The organism is Inquilinus sp. CAU 1745, assembly GCF_039839375.1.
Lineage (GTDB): Bacteria > Pseudomonadota > Alphaproteobacteria > DSM-16000 > Inquilinaceae > JBDOQU01.
The window spans coordinates 42,302-59,886 of record NZ_JBDOQU010000014.1; the positions used below are offsets into that span (position 1 = coordinate 42,302).

The following is a 17,585-nucleotide window of genomic DNA, read 5'->3' on the forward strand; positions in this document are numbered from 1 at the left end:
GATCATTCCAGAATCGAGGTGCAAAAATGAGTGCGTATGAAGGAAAGATCGCTTTAGTCACAGGCGGCTCGCGCGGGATCGGCGAGGCTGTCGTCCGACGCTTCGCTGAGTCCGGCGCGCGGGTTGCTTTCACTTATCGAACCGAAGCCGACAAAGCAGCCGCTATAGTCCGTGATCTGCAAGCCGCTGGTGCAACGGTGAAAGCATTCAAGGCTGATGTCACGGACGCAGCCGCCGTTGCGGCTCTGATTGAGGAAGTCGCAGCTACCTTCGGCCACATCGACATTCTGGTAAACAACGCGGGGACTTTCGGTGTCCGCGCCATCGGTGACATCGATTTCGCCTTCTACGCAGAGCAGTTCAACGTCAATTTCTGGGGGACGCTTCAGGTCACCCAGGCGGCGCTCGCCCTGTTCCCGGAAAGCGGCGGCCGTATCATCAATCTTTCCTCGCAAAGGGCGTTCTCGCCCAAAGATCGCACGGGCGTTTATGCCGCCTCTAAAGCGGCTGTCTCTACTCTTACCCAGGCCCTTGCGATCGAGCTTGGACCGAAGGGAATTACGGTTAATGCGGTCGCGCCCGCCGTCACACGGACGGACATGACGGCGGGCATACCCGCCGAAAAGCGCGAACTCCTGGCGAACGCGACACCGCTCCGTCGCCTTGCCGAGCCGGACGATATTGCTGCGTCGATCGCGTTTTTGGCTTCGGACGACGCCCGATGGATCACGGGTCGTACAATCCTGACCGATGGCGGAATCACCGGCGCGTGAGGAGCGAATCGATGCCGATCGCGGTTTACATCCTTGGCCTAAGCATCTTCTGCCTCGGCACGACCGAATTCATGATCTCGGGCCTTCTGCCGTTGCTTGCGCAGGAGTTCGCGGTGTCAATCCCCAAGGCTGCCTTGCTCGTCTCGGGGTTTGCGGTCGCGGTCGCGATCGGCGGGCCGCCGTTGACGCTCGCCAGTCTGCGGACCAGCCAGAAAGCAGCACTGATCAGCCTTTTGATCCTGTTCACAATCGGGCAGACCTTGGGCGCTCTCGCGCCCACCTATGCGATATTGATGGTAGCCCGCATAACTACGGCTCTGTCAGTAGGCGCGTTCTTCGGCATAGGAGCGGTCGTAGCTGTAAACCTTGCCGGCACGGAAAAACATGGCAAGGCTATTGCCGTCATGTTTGGTGGCCTGACCGTTGCCAACATCGTCGGCGTTCCCCTTGGTGCGTTCGTCGGCCAACATTGGGGCTGGCGAGCCAGCTTCTGGATCGTTGCCGTTCTTGCCTGCGTGAGTCTTGTCGGCGTCATTGCATTTGTTCCTGGCAGCGCGCGCTCATCCACTGTTGATGTCATGGCGGAATTGCGTCCGCTGAGACGACCGGCGATGTGGTCGGCGCTGGCGACAACAGCGCTTAGCCAAGCGGCTCTGTTCGCCGTGTACAGCTACATCGCTCCGATCCTGACAAGCGTGGCAGGCTTCTCGCCTGGAGCAGTGCCACCAATATTGGTGCTTTTCGGGTTGGGCACTTTTGCAGGCAGCTACATCGGTGGCCACTTCGCCGATCGCCATCTGAGCCTCAACCTCTACATTGGTCTCACGATGCTTGCCGTCGTTTTTGCGTTGTTCCCGATAGCCCTTCTTTCGAAAGTAACTGCAATCGCAATTGTGTTCGCGTTCGGGATCGCAGCGTTTGCGATCAATCCAGCGCTCCAGACGCAAGTCATGCGCGTTGCAACGGAGGCTCCAACGGTTGCGAGCACCGTCAATATATCCGCTTTCAACATTGGCAATACCCTTGGTCCCTGGTTCGGCGGTATCACGATTTCGGCTGGTTACGGCTACACGTCACCGGCAATCCTTGCCGTTGTGCTCGCATTCGCAAGCGCCATCGCAGCCGTTGTGACCGCGAAGCTCCGCCAAGCTCATCATGGCAGCAACACGGGTATGAGCAATTGACGGCGATGGAGAACAATTCCTCGCTGCCTGCGCGGTGCGCCGCTCGTCAGTCTGGTAGCATTCGCTTCTGTCCCACTTGTCTGGCGATACCTCATCACACCGTAGCGTTAGTCGTCATCGTTGTGACAATTCTGAGCGCCCTCGCCAGCCTTCTCACCCTCAAAACCATTACCGAATGACGGAAAGCGGATAGCAATGCGCCGGAGGCGATCCGCACCCATGATTGATCGTCAATGGGGAATGCCAACCTCGCTAGGGTCGCGCATTCCCCTTGCATCCCTGATTCAAACGCTCGCCGTCGCCGAACATCTGAACTTCCGTCATGCTTCCAATGCGCTCGGCGTCAGCCTGTCGAGTGTCAGCGCCCGCGTGAAGACGCTGGAGGAAGACCTTGGCATCCTCCTGTTCGAGCGCCATGCTCGCGGCGTCCGGCTGACGGAGGCCGGCAAGCAGTTCGTTGAGCAGATCGCGGTTGGCATTGATCAACTCGATCATGCCGTGAAAACGGCCGGCATGGCAGCGGCGGGCGAATGCGGCCGTTTGCGTATCGGCGTCCACGCTCTCATTCCTGGCAGCTTCCTCGCAGAGTTGATCGAGCGATACCGAAACGAGCATCAAGGTATCAACGTCGAGATCACGGAGGGCACGGCCCGCGATGCGATCATGCAGCTTCGCGCCGACCAACTGGACGTGGCGTTCGTCGCCGGAACGCCTGAGCTGCCCGACTGCCATAGCCGCCCGATCTGGACCGAACCGCTTGTGGCCGTTCTGCCGGAGCGGCATCAACTCGCCACGCAGCCGGTCCTTACCTGGGCTGATCTGGTGGGCGAGACGTTCCTTGTGCGCCAGGGCGGCACCGGTCCGCAGGTTCAGGACCATATCGTGCTGCGCCTCGCCGGGCGCTGGCCCGCACCGTCCATCCTGCGCTTCGACGTGGGGCGCGGCACGCTACTGTCTATGGTCGGTCAAGGCTTCGGCATCACCATCTTTGGTGCCGCTACGGCGCTGCTCCCAACTTCCGGCGTGGTTTTCCTACCCATCGCAGATGAACCCGAGCCAGCGGCGTTTTCGGCCGTGTGGTCGCCATTCAATCAAGGCGCGGCACTCCGAAACTTGCTCACTCTCGCCAACGAAATAGGCCGGGTCAATCCGGCCGGATTAAGTCGTTGCGTTTCGAAACAGCCAGTTGCACAGCAGTAACAGCGTGGACAATAGCGTAAGTGCAACCCTTCCTATTTGCCGCCGATAGTATCCTACAGCCCTCCCGCATCCGTTTTCCTGTTGCCTGTCGTGGATTTGCCTATTCTCTGATTGGCTCCGTTCCTATTTGCCGACTGGAGTCCGTATGCGCGGAGGCCGAATCCTTTGGGGTCAGATCGCCGTGGTCTTCACCATTGTTCTGGTGACGACCTGGACGGCGACGCAATGGACGGCCTGGCGGCTCGGCTTCCAACCGCTGCTTGGAGCACCATGGTTCGAACTGGGAAACTGGCCGGTCTATTATCCGCCGGCCTTCTTCTGGTGGTGGTTTTCCTTTGACGCCTATGCGCCGGCAATCTTCGTCGAGGGCGCGATCATCGCCGCGTCGGGCGGCTTCATCGCCATCGCTGCAGCCATTCTCATGTCCATCATCCGCGCGCGGGAAGCGAAGAACGTGGCGACCTACGGCTCAGCACGATGGGCCGAAGATCGCGAAATCCATGCTGCCGGCCTTCTCGACCCCGATGGCGTCGTGCTCGGCCGATATGAGCGCGACTATTTGCGTCATGACGGGCCTGAGCATGTCTTGTGTTTCGCGCCCACCCGTAGCGGCAAGGGCGTCGGCCTCGTGGTGCCGACACTGCTGACCTGGCCGGGAAGCTGCATCGTTCATGACATCAAAGGGGAGAACTGGACGCTGACCGCCGGCTTCCGCGGAAAGCATGGCCGCGTCCTGCTGTTCGACCCGACCGATACGAACTCCTCGGCCTACAACCCGTTGCTGGAGGTCCGGCAGGGGGAATGGGAAGTCCGTGATGTGCAGAACATCGCGGACATCCTGGTCGATCCGGAAGGCAGTCTCGAACGGCGCAACCACTGGGAGAAGACCTCCCACGCACTGCTGGTCGGCGCGATCCTGCACGTCCTCTACGCGGAGCCCGACAAGACGCTGGCGGGCGTCGCCAATTTCCTGTCCGATACAATGCGGCCGATCGAGGTGACACTGCGCGCGATGATGGACACGTCGCATCTGGGCGAGGCCGGCGTTCATCCCGTTGTCGCCTCCGCCGCGCGTGAGCTGTTGAATAAGGCCGACAACGAACGATCGGGGGTACTCAGCACGGCCATGTCGTTCCTGGGCCTCTACCGCGATCCCGTCGTTGCCAAGGTGACGCGACGCTGCGACTGGCGCATCGCCGATCTTGTCGGAAGCAAGGAGCCGGTCAGCCTCTACCTCGTCGTGCCGCCATCCGACATCAACCGCACCAAGCCGCTGATCCGGCTAATCCTCAATCAGATCGGTAGGCGGTTGACCGAGGAACTGGAAACATCCGGCGAGCGGCATCGCCTGCTGTTGATGCTGGACGAGTTTCCAGCCCTTGGCAGGCTGGATTTCTTCGAGTCAGCCCTTGCGTTCATGGCTGGCTACGGTCTCAAGAGTTTCCTGATCGCGCAGTCGCTCAATCAGATCGAGCGCGCCTACGGCCAGAACAATTCGATCCTCGACAATTGCCATGTTCGCGTTGCCTTCGCCACCAACGACGAACGCACGGCCAAGCGCGTGTCGGACTCGCTCGGTACCGCGACCGAGTTGCGTGACTCCACAAACTACGCCGGCCATCGCCTCGCGCCCTGGCTCGGGCATCTGATGGTTTCTCGGCAGGAGACGGCCCGGCCGCTGATGACGCCGGGCGAGATCATGCAGCTTCCGCCCACCGAAGAAATCGTGATGGTGGCGGGCACGCCGCCGATCCGCGCCACTAAGGCCAGATACTTCGAGGACGCCCGGTTTCAGGAACGCATCCTGACGCCTCCCGATCCGGCTTCCACTCCGTCCGGTCCCAATCCGTCTTCCGACGATTGGTCGAACCGTCTGGTCTCGGCGACGAGCCATACCTCGACGGATATCGACGGGACCGACGGTGACCCGGCCAATGCCGGCATCCGCCGTGAACCGGAATTGCCCGAGCACGAGGACATCGTTCCACCACCACCATCGCCCGCCCGCGAGTTCGATATCCTCGACGACGAACCGGAGGTAGATGCCGCAAAGGCGCGTGCCCTTCGTCAGCGTGTTCGGGTGGTAGCGCGGCAGGCATCGATGAATCCCGACGACGGCATTGAGCTTTGAGGACCTACCGATGGCCACACGAACCCGCATGAATGTTTACTTCGACCCGGAATTGCTCAAGCAGGTCGAAATGCTGGCGCTGCGCCGCAACGTCTCGAAATCCGCCATCGTGGAGGCGTCCGTCGCCTCTTTCCTCTCCGGCGATACGGCGGATCGTCTGGAGGCGGCCATGTCGCGGCGCCTCGACAGGCTTGGTCGCCAGATCGACGGGCTCGACGAAGATCTTGCTGTGCTGGGCGAAACCCTTTCGCTGTTCATCCGCTTCTGGCTGACGGTTACACCGCCGTTATCGGAAAACGCTCAATCCTCCGCGCGAGCGAAAGGCGCGGAACGGTTCGACGGCTTTATGCAGTCCCTTGGCAGACGCCTCGCCACAGGAGACAGGTTCCTCAAGGAGTTGTCGCGCGACATGCCGGCTCCATCCATGCCGGATGAACCGGCCGGCGAAATGGCGGCCGATGATTCCTTGAAAAACCCATCATGATAGGTTATTTACTCGATGGTTACGATCCACCGCGCGCACGGGCTGCGTATCGTCATTTTCACCGACGACCATGAGCCTGCCCATGTGCATGTGTTCGGCGATGGTCACGCCAAGATCAATCTAATCGGCCCCGATGGCGGGCCGGCGCTGGTCTGGGCGGAAGGCATGAAGCGGAACGAGGTGCGCCGCGCGATGGCTGTCGTGATCGAGCACAGGGAAGCGTTTCTGGCGCGATGGAGAGACATACATGGCTGACCTGACCGATGCCGCAATCGACGCCGCCCTTGAGCGGGGTCGGACCGCGCACGCCAGCGAACCGCGCGCGGCCGCAGCGCGCTATGATCGCACGTCAGGCCGGGTGATTGTCGACCTGGAGAACGGCTGCACCTTCGCCTTTCCGCCGCGACTGGCGCAGGGGCTTGAGGGGGCGTCCGATGACCAGCTTGCCGCCGTCGAGCTCCTTGGTCAGGGCTATGGTCTGCATTGGGAGGACCTGGACGTTGATCTTTCGCTACCGGGCCTGATGGCGGGCATCTTCGGCACCAAGGCCTGGATGGCCCGCCGCGCCGGACAGACCACCTCGGCGGCCAAGGCGGCCGCCTCGCGCGCCAACGGGGCGAAGGGCGGACGTCCACGCAAATCCGCGAATCGATAGGCCCGCGCCTGGCCTTGGTTTCGCACCGGTCGCCCCCGGGCACGCGATGCGGACCCATCCTACTTGCCGCCGATCACCGCCGACGCCCGCACGCGCGTAAATATCTGTTGAACCAGCCAAAAATCAGGTTCTTTTAATCGACCCCGATGGGGGACCGTCTGTTGCGCGCCCCGTCGAAAGCGGGGCCGAGATGACTGCCACACACCACAAACCGGAGGCGATCGCACGCGGCGCGCGCATGCTGCGCACCGCGCTCGGCCCCGCCATCGGCCGCTTCCTTGAAGACCCCGCCGTCATCGAGGTCATGCTGAACCCGGACGGCCGTCTCTGGCTGGACCGGCTGTCCGAAGGTCTGGCCGACACGGGCGAGATCGTGTCACCTGCCGATGGTGAGCGCATCATCCGACTTGTCGCCCATCATGTCGGCGTCGAGGTGCATACGCGGTCCCCACGCGTCTCGGCCGAGTTGCCTGAGACCGGCGAACGGTTCGAGGGGCTTTTGCCGCCCGTCGTCGCCGCGCCCACCTTTGCCATCCGCAAACCCGCCGTCGCGGTGTTCACGCTCGACGATTACGTGACCGCCGGCATCATGATCGCCGGCCAGGCGACAACGCTACGCGAGGCCGTTACCACCCGCGCCAACATCCTTGTCGCAGGCGGCACGTCCACCGGCAAGACCACGCTGACCAACGCGCTGCTCGCCGAGGTGGCGAAGACCGACGATCGCGTCGTCATCATCGAGGATACGCGCGAGTTGCAATGCGCCGCGCCCAACCTGGTGGCCATGCGCACCAAGGACGGCGTGGCGACGCTTTCCGATCTGGTGCGCTCCTCTTTGCGCCTGCGCCCCGACCGCATTCCCATCGGGGAGGTGCGCGGATCGGAGGCCCTCGACCTGCTCAAAGCCTGGGGCACCGGCCATCCCGGCGGTATCGGCACCATCCATGCCGGTTCCGGTATCGGCGCGCTGCGCCGCCTTGAACAGCTTATCCAGGAAGCCGTCGTCACCGTCCCGCGCGCGCTGATCGCCGAGACCATCGACCTTGTGGCCGTTCTGTCCGGTCGCGGCACCGCGCGCCGGCTCGTCGAACTTGCCCGCGTTGAGGGGCTCGGGCGGGACGGCGACTACCGCATCACACCAGCCATCCCGAACACAGGAGCACCCGAATGATCCATCACGCATTCCACATCCGCCGTCACATCGCCACGGCCGCCGCCTTCACCACGATCAGCCTGTTCATGGCGCCCGCAGCGCATGCGTCCGGCTCCTCGATGCCCTGGGAGGCGCCGCTGCAGTCGATCCTCGAATCCATCGAAGGACCGGTCGCCAAGATCATCGCCGTGATCATCATCATCGTCACCGGCCTGACGCTGGCCTTCGGCGACACCGGCGGCGGTTTCCGCCGACTGATCCAGATCGTGTTTGGTCTGTCGATCGCCTTTGCGGCGTCGAGCTTCTTTCTCTCCTTCTTCTCCTTCGGCGGCGGGGCGCTCGTTTGATGGCGGAGGGTCTCGAGCAGCTCGACGCGGTGCCGGGATTTTCCGTTCCGGTCCACCGCGCGCTGACCGAGCACATTCTGCTCGGCGGCGCCCCGAGAAGCATCGCCATCATGAACGGCACGCTTGCCGGAGCTCTGGGCCTCGGACTGCGCCTCTGGCTGGTCGGCCTCGGTATCTGGGCAATCGGCCACTTCCTGGCGGTCTGGGCGGCGAAGCGCGATCCGCTGTTCGTGGAGGTCGGTCGCCGGCATCTGCGCATCCCCGGTCATCTGTCGGTGTGAGGGTGTGGCCATGATGAACCTTGCCGAATATCGCCGCACCGCCGCGCAACTCGCCGACTATCTGCCCTGGGCCGCGTTGGTCGGCCAGGGTGTCGTGCTCAACAAAGACGGGAGTTTCCAGAGGACGGCAAAGTTTCGCGGTCCCGATCTGGACTCCGCCGTTGCGGCCGAACTGGTCGCAGTTGCCGCCCGCATCAACAACGCATTCCGCCGTCTCGGATCGGGCTGGAGCATCTTCGTCGAGGCGCAGCGCAGCGAGGCCGCGACCTATCCCGACAGCACCTTTCCCGACGCCGCATCGGCTCTCGTCGATGCCGAACGCAAAGCCGGGTTCGAGGAAGCGGGCACGCATTTCATATCTGGCTATTTCCTGACCTTCCTCTGGCTGCCGCCCGCCGAGGACGCGGCCCGCACTGAGGCCTGGCTCTACGAGGGCCGGGACAAGTCGGGGGTCGATCCGTGGGAGTTGCTTCGCGGCTTCATCGACCGTTCCGACCGCGTGCTGGCGCTGCTCGACGGCTTCATGCCGGAATGCCGCTGGCTCGATGACGGCGAGACGCTGACCTACCTGCATTCCACCATCTCGACGAACCGCCATCGGGTGCGCGTGCCCGAGGTGCCGATGCATCTCGACGCGTTGCTGGCCGATCAGTCGCTGACCGGCGGGCTGGAACCACGTCTCGGCGGTGCGCATCTGCGTGTCCTTACGATCACCGGCTTTCCCACCGCGACAACGCCCGGCCTGCTCGACGAGATGAACCGCCTGGCGTTTCCCTATCGCTGGTCAACCCGCGCCATCCTCATGGACAAGACCGACGCCACGCGGCTGCTGACCCGGATCAGGCGGCAATGGTTCGCCAAACGGAAGTCCATCGCCGTGATCCTCAAGGAGGTGATGACCAACGAGCAATCGGCGCTGGTGGATACCGATGCGGCCAACAAGGCCGCCGACGCCGACATGGCCCTGCAGGAGCTCGGCGCGGACATGGCGGGCATGGCCTATGTCACCGCGACCGTCACCGTCTGGGACGACGATCCCCGCATTGCCGACGAGAAACTGCGCCTGGTCGAGAAGATCGTTCAGGGCCGCGACTTCACCGCCATGGCGGAAACCGTCAACGCCGTGGATGCCTGGCTCGGTTCGCTGCCCGGACACGCCTACGCGAACGTCCGCCAGCCGCCCATCAGCACTTTGAATCTCGCCCACATGATCCCGCTATCGGCGGTGTGGGCGGGGCCGGAACGGGACGAGCACTTCGATGCGCCCCCCTTGCTCTACGGCAAGACCGAAGGCTCGACCCCGTTCCGGTTTTCCCTTCATGTCGGCGACGTCGGGCACACCCTCGTCGTCGGCCCGACCGGCGCGGGCAAGTCCGTGCTGCTCGCGCTCATGGCGCTTCAGTTCCGGCGCTATGACCGAAGCCAAGTTTTCGCCTTCGACTTCGGCGGCTCGATCCGGGCCGCCGCGCTCGCCATGGGTGGCGACTGGCACGATCTTGGTGGGGGACTGACAGAGGGGAACCAGGTTTCGGTTGCGCTTCAGCCACTCGCCCGCATCCACGACACCTATGAGCGCGCCTGGGCGGCGGACTGGATTACCGCCATCCTCATGCGCGAAGGCATCGCGATCACCCCCGAGATGAAGGAGCACCTCTGGACGGCGTTGACATCGCTCGCCTCCGCGCCGGTCGAGGAACGCACCATCACCGGCCTGAGCGTGCTGCTCCAGTCGAATGACCTGAAGCAGGCATTGCGTCCGTTCTGCGTCGGCGGCGCCTATGGCCGACTGCTCGACGCCGAGACAGAACATCTCGGTTCGGCGGACGTGCAGGCGTTCGAGATCGAAGGACTGGTCGGAACAGGCGCGGCGCCCGCCGTGCTCGCCTATCTGTTCCATCGCATCGGCGACCGGCTCGACGGCCGTCCGACGCTGCTCATCATCGACGAGGGCTGGCTTGCGCTGGACGATGAAGGTTTTGCCGGCCAGCTCCGCGAGTGGCTGAAGACCCTGCGCAAGAAGAACGCCAGCGTCATATTCGCCACGCAAAGCCTGTCGGACATCGACGGCAGCAATATCGCGCCTGCGATCATCGAGAGCTGCCCGACGCGGCTGCTCCTGCCGAACGAGCGCGCCATCGAGCCGCAGATCACCGCCATCTATCGCCGCTTCGGCCTCAACGATCGGCAGGTTGAAATCCTCGCGCGGGCAACGCCCAAACGGGACTACTACTGCCAAAGCCGCCGGGGGAACCGCCTGTTCGAGTTGGGTTTGTCCGAAGTCGGCCTCGCGCTCTGCGCGGCATTCGCCAAGTCCGATCAAACCCGCATCGCCGAACTCGTCGCCGAACATGGGCGTGACGGCTTTCTCGCCGCTTGGTTGCGCCATCGCGGCGTCGATTGGGCGACCGACCTGATCCCGAACCTCACCAATCTCGCGGTCAAGGCGCCCGGAGGGGAGATCACATCGCCCCCCGATGTCCAGCCAGAGACCGAACCGGACGATTCCATCCCGGCCGGAACGGACCCCGACCCCAGTCTCAATGAAGAGGAGATCCTTCCATGACTCGTTTTCCCGTGCCCCGCATCGCCAGTGCTTCAGTGATCGCACTGACACTGGCAATGCCGATCGCGTTTTCGCCCATGCTGGCAAGCCCGGCCCATGCGCTCTTTGGCTTCGGTGACATCGTCTATGACCCGACCAATCATGCCGAAAACCTACTGACGGCGGCCCGGACGCTGGAGCAGATCAACAACCAGATCCAGCAGCTTCAGAATGAAGCGCAGATGCTGATCAACCAGGCCCGCAATCTTGCAAGCCTGCCGTATTCCTCGCTCCAGCAACTCCAGCAGAACGTCCAGCGCACCCAGCAGCTTCTGAATCAGGCGCAAAACATCGCCTTCGACGTGCAGACCGTCGACCAGGCGTTCCAACAGAAATACGGCGATATCTCGCTGTCCGCGACCGACACGCAGCTCGTCGCCGACGCCCGGTCGCGCTGGGAGAATACGGTGGGCGGCTTGCAGGACGCGATGCGCGTTCAGGCCGGCGTCGTCGGCAATATCGACGCCAACCGTACGCAGATGTCAGCGCTCGTCGGTCAGAGCCAGGGCGCGACCGGCGCATTGCAGGCCACGCAGGCCGGCAATCAGCTTCTTGCCCTCCAATCGCAGCAGCTTTCCGACCTCGTGGCACTGCTTTCCGCCAACGGCCGGTCGGAGGCACTGATCGAGGCCGAGCGCGCGACAGCCGCCGAACAGGGGCGTATCCAGCGCGAGCGGTTTCTGACCCCGGGCAGCGGCTACCAGCCTGGTAACGCGCAGATGTTCAACGGCAACAACTGAAACGGCGGGCAGCCGGAAAGGGGGAAGCGATGGAGGGCAGAAACCTCGCACGGATCGGAGCGATCGTCTTCGTCGCCTTCGCCATCACAGCGACGGTGATCGAGATGACCCGCGAGGACGACCCAGCACCGGTCAGGGCCGCGCCGACCGTTCAGCGGCCGGCCGATCCGCTCCGAGCGACGCTCCGGCGGTGCCAGCGGCTTGGTGAAGCAGCGACCCGCGATGCCGATTGCCTCGCCGCCTGGGCGGCATCCCGCGACCGCTTCCTCGGCCGCGCGCCCTCCGATCCCGCCCGAGGCGACAACCAGGGTCAGTGATCCATGGGCGGCACGGGCGTCATCGACAACTTCCTCGGGGTTTTCACCAGCTATATTGACTCCGGCTTCGGCCTGCTCGGCGGCGAGGTAGCCTTCATCGCGACGACGCTGATCGTCATCGACGTGACGCTCGCCGCGCTGTTCTGGAGCTGGGGCGCCGATGACGACATCATGGCGCGGCTGGTCAAGAAGACGCTCTTCGTCGGTGTGTTCGCCTACATCATCGGCAACTGGAACAACCTCGCCCGAATCGTCTTCGAGAGTTTCGCCGGCCTTGGCCTGCAAGCCTCGGGCACCAGCTTTTCCGCCGCCGATCTGATGCGCCCCGGCCGCGTCGCGCAAACCGGGCTCGACGCCGGACGGCCGTTGCTCGACTCCATATCGGATCTGATGGGCTATTGGGCCTTCTTCGAGAACTTCATCCAGATCGCCTGTCTGCTCTTCGCCTGGGCGCTGGTCATCCTCGCCTTCTTCATCCTGGCCGTCCAGCTCTTCGTCACGCTGATCGAGTTCAAGCTGACCACGCTCGCCGGCTTCGTCCTCATTCCCTTCGGTCTCTTCGGCAAGACCGCCTTCATGGCCGAGCGTGTGCTGGGCAACGTGGTGTCCTCCGGCATCAAGGTGCTGGTGCTCGCCGTCATCATCGGCATCGGCTCGACGTTGTTCGGCCAGTTCACCGCAGGCTTTGGTGGTGCGACACCGACCATCGACGACGCCATGGCCATCGTGCTGGCGGCGCTGTCTCTGCTCGGCCTCGGCATCTTCGGTCCCGGCATCGCATCCGGTCTCGTCTCCGGCGGTCCGCAACTCGGGGCCGGGTCCGCCGTAGGCACGGGCCTTGCCGCCGGCGGCATGGTGCTCGCGGGTGGTGCGGCGGCTAGCGGCGCGGCCATGCTTGGCGCAAAGGGTGGTGCGGCCGGGCTTTCCGGCGGCGCCGCGGCCGTTCGTGGCGGTGCGGCTGCCGCCGGAGCGACTTTCGCCGCCTACAGCCTCGGCTCGCTCGGCCAGACCGGGGCGTCCGGTGTTGCCTCCGGCCTCGGCGGCGTCGCCCGCGCGGCAGGGTCCGCCGCCGTCTCACCGTTGAAGCGCGCAGCGTCGAAAACCTCGGACAGCGTCAGATCTAGCTTTGCCGAGGGCGCGCGGGCCGGGTTCGGCGCAAGCGGCGGCGCATCCACCAGGGGTACGGTTGGCGACGCCAGCGAAACCGCGACCGCATCATCTTCCGCGCCGGCCGGCGGACCACCGGCCTGGGCGCAGCGAATGCATCGCCGGCAGGCGCTCAGTCACGGCACCACCATGGCTGCCCATGCCGTCCGTTCCGGCGACAGCCACGGTTCCGGCTCTTCCGTCAATATCTCCGAAAGCGACCGCTCATGAACCTCTTCAAACGACCATCGACCCATTACGGCAAGACGCCGGAGCCCGAGACCCCATACCAAAGGGCCGCACAGGCATGGGACGAGCGTATCGGTTCGGCCCGCGTGCAGGCCAGGAACTGGCGGCTGATGGCCTTTGGCTGTCTCTTTCTCTCAGCCGGCTTCGCCTCGGCGCTGGTCTGGCAGTCGGCACGCGGGACCGTCGTGCCCTGGGTCGTCCAGGTCGATAATCTCGGCCAGGCGCAGGCTGTCGCGCCCGCGAATGTCGACTATCGGCCGACCGACCCCCAGATCGCCTTCCATCTCGGCCGCTTCATCGAAGAGGTCCGGTCGATCCCGGCCGACGCGATCATCGTGCGCCAGAACTGGCTGCGGGCCTACGAGTTCACCACGGATCGCGGCGCGGCGGCGCTCAACGACTATGCACGCAGCAACGATCCCTTCACCAAGGTCGGCCACCAACAAATCGCCGTCGAGGTGTCTTCGGTCATCCGGGCCTCGCCGGACAGCTTTCGCGTTGCCTGGACCGAACGGCATTACGAGAACGGCCAACTCTCCACCACCGAGCGATGGACCGCGATCCTCACCATCGTCATCCAGACCCCGCGCACCGCCGAGCGCCTGCGCGCCAATCCTCTCGGCATCTATGTCAATGCGATCTCCTGGTCGCGGGAGATGGGCCAATGACTGATACGGTCTTCCGTAAACCCGTCCTTCCGGGTTTCCGTAAACCTGCCTTTGCGGCTGTGCTGCTTTCCGCGAGCGTCCTGGCCGGGTGCGCCACCAATCGCACGCCGCAATTCTCCTATGACGAGTCCGTGCCGCCATTGCCTACGGTGCAGGCGGCCGCCAACGATGACCGCCCCCGGCCATTGCACACGCCACCGGCCTGGACCGTCGCGCGTGGGGGACAGGCGGCCGGTACGCCGTCTGGCCGCGTCGAGAACGCCAATGCCGCCGCTCGCGTCGAGCCACGACGCGAGGGCTATTACAACGCCATCCAGATCTATCCCTGGAGCGAAGGCGCGCTCTATCAGGTCTATGGTTCGCCGGGACAGATCACCGATATCGCTCTGGAGCCCGGTGAGAACCTGGCCGGGGCGGGACCGATCGCGGCGGGAGACACGGCCCGCTGGATCATCGGCGATACCGAGAGCGGGGCCGGCAACAGCCGTCGCGTCCATATCCTCGTCAAGCCGACCCGGCCGGACATCTCGACCAATCTGATCGTCACCACCAACCGGCGCACCTATATGATCGAGTTGCGCGCGCGGGAATCGCTTTACATGCCGGCCGTAGCCTGGGCCTATCCCGCGCCGCCAGCCGGTCAGCGCCGAGCCGTGCCCGCCGCACCGATCATCCCGGGCGAGACAGCCCGAAATTACCGCTACGGATTGCAGGTGCAGGGCGACAGCCCGCCCTGGCGGCCTGTCTCCGTCTTCGATGACGGGCGGCGTGTCTATGTGGTCTTCCCGGCCGGGATTGTGCAGGGCGAGATGCCGCCTCTATTCGTCCTCGGGTCCGATGGCGAACCCCAGATCGTCAACAGCCGCATCCACCGCAACGTCCTGATCGTGGATCGTCTGTTCGGTGCGGCCGAACTGCGTCTCGGTAGCGGCGAGCATCAGCGGGTCGTCAGGATCGTGCGCATTGAAGAGCGGAAGACAGCCGCTCCGCAACAAGGCGGCACGCACGACGGAGGATCATCGTCATGAGTGACACCGAAACCGCAGCCCCGATGCGCCTGCGTGCGGAACCCCCGCGCGTCACGCGCCTGTCCCGGAAGATGCTTGCCGGTATCGGCGCCGTCGCGCTTCTCGGCATCGGCGGGGCGCTGATCTATGCCCTTCAGGTGCCGGACAGAGGTGGAAACGGCGAAGAACTCTATTCCACCGAGAACCGGCCCACGGCGGACGGACTCACCGGCCTGCCGTCCGACTATACCGGGCCGGTTCTCGGTCCGGCGCTGCCGGGCGATCTCGGTCGTCCGATCCTTGACGCGCAGGAACGTGGACAACCTGTCGCTTCGCCCGCCATCGCCACACCGGCCGTCGATCCCGAAGAGGAACGCCGACGCGCCGAAGAAGAAGCCGCGCGGCTCAGCAACGTGTTCTTCCAGTCCGGCCCGCGCAGTGGGGCCACACCTGGCGCCGCGGCACCCGGCATTGCGAACCTCAACCCTGGCGGCCAGTCCGCAACGCAGGACCGGCACACGGCCTTCCTCAATGGTCCGGTGGATCGCCAGACCGTTGCTCCTGATCGTGTAACACCGCCCGCATCGCCATACATCCTGCAGGCGGGTTCGGTCATCCCCGCCGCGTTGATCACCGGCATCCGTTCGGACCTTCCGGGCCAGATCACGGCGCAAGTGACTGAAAACGTCTATGACAGCCCGACCGGCTCGCTGCTCCTGATCCCGCAGGGGACGAGGATCATCGGCCAATACGATGACGGCGTGACCTTCGGCCAGCGCCGCGTGCTTCTGGTCTGGAACCGCCTGATCCTGCCGGGCGGCCGCTCGATCGTCCTGGAACGCCTGCCGGGCGCGGACGCTTCCGGCTATGCCGGCCTCGAGGATGGCGTCGATTATCACTGGTGGGATATCATGAAAGCGGCCGGGCTCTCGACCTTGCTTGGCGTCGGCACAGAACTCGCCACCGATGACGAAGACCGGCTGATCCGCGCCATCCGCGACGGCGCGCAGGACACCATCAACCAGGCCGGCCAGCAGATCGTTCAGCGCCAGTTGCAAGTCGCGCCCACGCTGACCATCCGGCCGGGATTCCCGGTCAGGATCATCGTGACGCGCGACCTGATATTCGAGCCCGTAGGAGGTTGAACATGGCCAAGCTGAAACTCGGTCCGCTGCCCGATGACAAGCCGGTGAAAGTGACGGTGGAGCTGCCCGCGCCGCTCCACCGCGATCTCGTCGCCTATGCCGATATACTGGCCCGCGAAACCGGCCAGCCCGTCACCGATCCCGTGAAGCTCATCGTGCCGATGCTGGAGCGGTTCATTGCGACGGATCGTGGCTTCGCCAGGGCGCGAAGGGCAGGGGGCAGAAACGCCAGTTGATTCCACATAGAACTTGCCGCACCGTCGGGGTATCTATCGCCTGTATGGCGTGTCAGGGAGACGGAAGAAAGAAGCCCAGCTAGGGCCACAAATGGATGGCGTCACAGGTAATATGGCAGCGGAGTTGCATGACGGGAAGCGCTTGCCGTAGGTCCAGCCGCGTTTACGGGGTATCGCACAAGAATTTGTAGTTCAAAGAAGCAAAAACGGATACAAGCTCAGAGGTGAGAAGGAGGCGAGATTAAACGGTGTCGAACGCGAGGCAAATATTGGCGATGTTGCGCAGCCGCGCAGATGATGACGACGAGCAATTCTATTCGATTGCTCTGCAAATCGCTGCATCAGAGGCTCGTCAAGGGCATCGATCGACTGCTGAAGAGCTTCGTTCCGCTGTGGAAAAAGCCCGCTCCCGGTCTCAATCCGGTGTCCCCATTCAGTTTGCGCAACCCCGTGGCGACCTGGAAAGCATCATTGAGTTCCGTGAGCCGCGTTATGTTCTCAAAGATGTTGTTTTAAACTCCCGCATTTGCGAACGGCTTGATGATCTGGTTCGTCAACAGGCACGGCGAGATTGGCTACGCGAACATGGAAAAGCTCCCAGTCGGCGTGCGCTGTTTCTAGGGCCACCAGGGTCGGGTAAGACCATGACGGCTGAGGCGTTGGCCGGTCAGCTCCGTTTGCCGCTTTTTGTCATTCGCCTTGAGGCGCTTATCACACGATATATGGGTGAGACAGCCGCCAAGCTGCGGCTTGTTTTTGATGAAACCGCAAAGCGGCGCGGTATTTATCTTTTCGATGAATTCGACGCCGTGGGCGGTCGGCGCAGCGCGACGAACGATGTGGCTGAGATGCGGCGTGTCTTGAATTCCTTTCTGCAATATATGGAGGAAGAGAGTGCAACCGACAGTCTTGTTGTCGGAGCAACCAACCATCCGGAACTGCTCGATAAGGCGCTTTTGCGCCGCTTCGATCTTGTTCTGACTTTCGACATGCCATCGGAAGAGGACATTAAGCGTATCGTTACAATCGGGTTGCGCCCCTTCAAGGCGGGGCGGCTTGCGTGGACGAAAGTCGTGCCTGCCGCCGCTGACCTGAGCCAAGCGGAAATCGCCAAGGCGGCTGAGGACGCCGTCAAGGCGGCTATCCTTGATGAAAGGAAATCCATCACCACCGATCAGCTTTTGCGGCGTTTGCACGAACGCCGTGAAATGCAGGAGGCATTCTCGAATACGAAAGCCACGTAAGAAAGCCTCATGCCTCCTGAATT

At 63.7% G+C, this 17,585-nt stretch carries 19 protein-coding genes; all 19 read left to right on the forward strand.

Annotated features, from left to right (window positions below):
- Positions 1-26 precede the first annotated feature (26 nt).
- The 19 genes from AAFN89_RS15620 to AAFN89_RS15710 all read left to right on the forward strand — a co-directional run bounded on the left by AAFN89_RS15620 (position 27) and on the right by AAFN89_RS15710 (position 17,562).
- On the forward strand, positions 27-773 hold the full coding sequence (locus tag AAFN89_RS15620) for a glucose 1-dehydrogenase (protein WP_347540039.1): 747 nt from the start codon (positions 27-29) through the stop codon (positions 771-773).
- Between the two features lie 11 nt (positions 774-784).
- Entirely contained in the window at positions 785-1,957 is a 1,173-nt protein-coding gene (locus tag AAFN89_RS15625) for an MFS transporter (RefSeq protein ID WP_347540040.1), read from the forward strand.
- Between the two features lie 219 nt (positions 1,958-2,176).
- Positions 2,177-3,157, forward strand: a complete 981-nt coding sequence (locus AAFN89_RS15630; protein WP_347540041.1) for a LysR family transcriptional regulator — start codon at positions 2,177-2,179, stop codon at positions 3,155-3,157.
- A 145-nt stretch (positions 3,158-3,302) separates the two neighbouring features.
- Positions 3,303-5,288 (forward strand): conjugal transfer protein TraG, encoded by a 1,986-nt coding sequence (locus tag AAFN89_RS15635; RefSeq protein ID WP_347540042.1) that lies wholly within the window; start codon positions 3,303-3,305, stop codon positions 5,286-5,288.
- A 10-nt stretch (positions 5,289-5,298) separates the two neighbouring features.
- The gene (locus AAFN89_RS15640) at positions 5,299-5,772 is read left to right on the forward strand and encodes a CopG family transcriptional regulator (RefSeq protein ID WP_347540043.1); all 474 of its coding nucleotides are present in this window, start codon (positions 5,299-5,301) and stop codon (positions 5,770-5,772) included.
- A 15-nt stretch (positions 5,773-5,787) separates the two neighbouring features.
- Positions 5,788-6,027 carry a DUF4160 domain-containing protein gene (locus AAFN89_RS15645; RefSeq protein WP_347540045.1) on the forward strand — a complete coding sequence of 80 codons (240 nt, stop codon included), beginning with the start codon at positions 5,788-5,790 and terminating at the stop codon, positions 6,025-6,027.
- The gene (locus AAFN89_RS15650; protein WP_347540046.1) at positions 6,020-6,427 is read left to right on the forward strand and encodes a DUF2442 domain-containing protein; all 408 of its coding nucleotides are present in this window, start codon (positions 6,020-6,022) and stop codon (positions 6,425-6,427) included. Before AAFN89_RS15645 ends, AAFN89_RS15650 begins: the two co-directional genes overlap by 8 nt.
- A 190-nt stretch (positions 6,428-6,617) precedes the next feature.
- Complete coding sequence (trbB, locus tag AAFN89_RS15655) at positions 6,618-7,598, forward strand: P-type conjugative transfer ATPase TrbB (RefSeq protein ID WP_347540048.1); 981 nt, start codon at positions 6,618-6,620, stop codon at positions 7,596-7,598.
- Positions 7,595-7,927 carry a TrbC/VirB2 family protein gene (locus AAFN89_RS15660; protein WP_347540049.1) on the forward strand — a complete coding sequence of 111 codons (333 nt, stop codon included), beginning with the start codon at positions 7,595-7,597 and terminating at the stop codon, positions 7,925-7,927. Before trbB ends, AAFN89_RS15660 begins: the two co-directional genes overlap by 4 nt.
- Positions 7,927-8,208, forward strand: a complete 282-nt coding sequence (locus AAFN89_RS15665; RefSeq protein ID WP_347540051.1) for a VirB3 family type IV secretion system protein — start codon at positions 7,927-7,929, stop codon at positions 8,206-8,208. The genes AAFN89_RS15660 and AAFN89_RS15665 overlap by 1 nt, the downstream gene beginning before the upstream one ends.
- A 10-nt stretch (positions 8,209-8,218) precedes the next feature.
- A complete protein-coding gene (trbE, locus tag AAFN89_RS15670; RefSeq protein ID WP_347540052.1) occupies positions 8,219-10,771 on the forward strand; it encodes a conjugal transfer protein TrbE in 2,553 nt (850 codons plus the stop codon).
- Positions 10,768-11,550 carry a P-type conjugative transfer protein TrbJ gene (gene trbJ / locus AAFN89_RS15675; protein ID WP_347540053.1) on the forward strand — a complete coding sequence of 261 codons (783 nt, stop codon included), beginning with the start codon at positions 10,768-10,770 and terminating at the stop codon, positions 11,548-11,550. The genes trbE and trbJ overlap by 4 nt, the downstream gene beginning before the upstream one ends.
- 29 nt (positions 11,551-11,579) lie before the next feature.
- Positions 11,580-11,867 carry a putative entry exclusion protein TrbK-alt gene (trbK-alt, locus tag AAFN89_RS15680; protein WP_347540054.1) on the forward strand — a complete coding sequence of 96 codons (288 nt, stop codon included), beginning with the start codon at positions 11,580-11,582 and terminating at the stop codon, positions 11,865-11,867.
- A gap of 3 nt (positions 11,868-11,870) precedes the next feature.
- Positions 11,871-13,244: a P-type conjugative transfer protein TrbL gene (gene trbL / locus AAFN89_RS15685; RefSeq protein ID WP_347540055.1), complete on the forward strand. Its 1,374-nt coding sequence runs from the start codon at positions 11,871-11,873 to the stop codon at positions 13,242-13,244.
- The gene (gene trbF / locus AAFN89_RS15690; RefSeq protein ID WP_347540056.1) at positions 13,241-13,930 is read left to right on the forward strand and encodes a conjugal transfer protein TrbF; all 690 of its coding nucleotides are present in this window, start codon (positions 13,241-13,243) and stop codon (positions 13,928-13,930) included. Before trbL ends, trbF begins: the two co-directional genes overlap by 4 nt.
- Positions 13,927-14,958 (forward strand): P-type conjugative transfer protein TrbG, encoded by a 1,032-nt coding sequence (trbG, locus tag AAFN89_RS15695; protein WP_347540057.1) that lies wholly within the window; start codon positions 13,927-13,929, stop codon positions 14,956-14,958. Before trbF ends, trbG begins: the two co-directional genes overlap by 4 nt.
- Positions 14,955-16,082, forward strand: a complete 1,128-nt coding sequence (locus tag AAFN89_RS15700; RefSeq protein WP_347540059.1) for a TrbI/VirB10 family protein — start codon at positions 14,955-14,957, stop codon at positions 16,080-16,082. The genes trbG and AAFN89_RS15700 overlap by 4 nt, the downstream gene beginning before the upstream one ends.
- Before the next feature lie 2 nt (positions 16,083-16,084).
- Positions 16,085-16,318, forward strand: a complete 234-nt coding sequence (locus AAFN89_RS15705; RefSeq protein WP_347540060.1) for a DUF2274 domain-containing protein — start codon at positions 16,085-16,087, stop codon at positions 16,316-16,318.
- 275 nt (positions 16,319-16,593) lie between these two features.
- Entirely contained in the window at positions 16,594-17,562 is a 969-nt protein-coding gene (locus AAFN89_RS15710; RefSeq protein WP_347540062.1) for an ATP-binding protein, read from the forward strand.
- Positions 17,563-17,585: the final 23 nt, after the last annotated feature.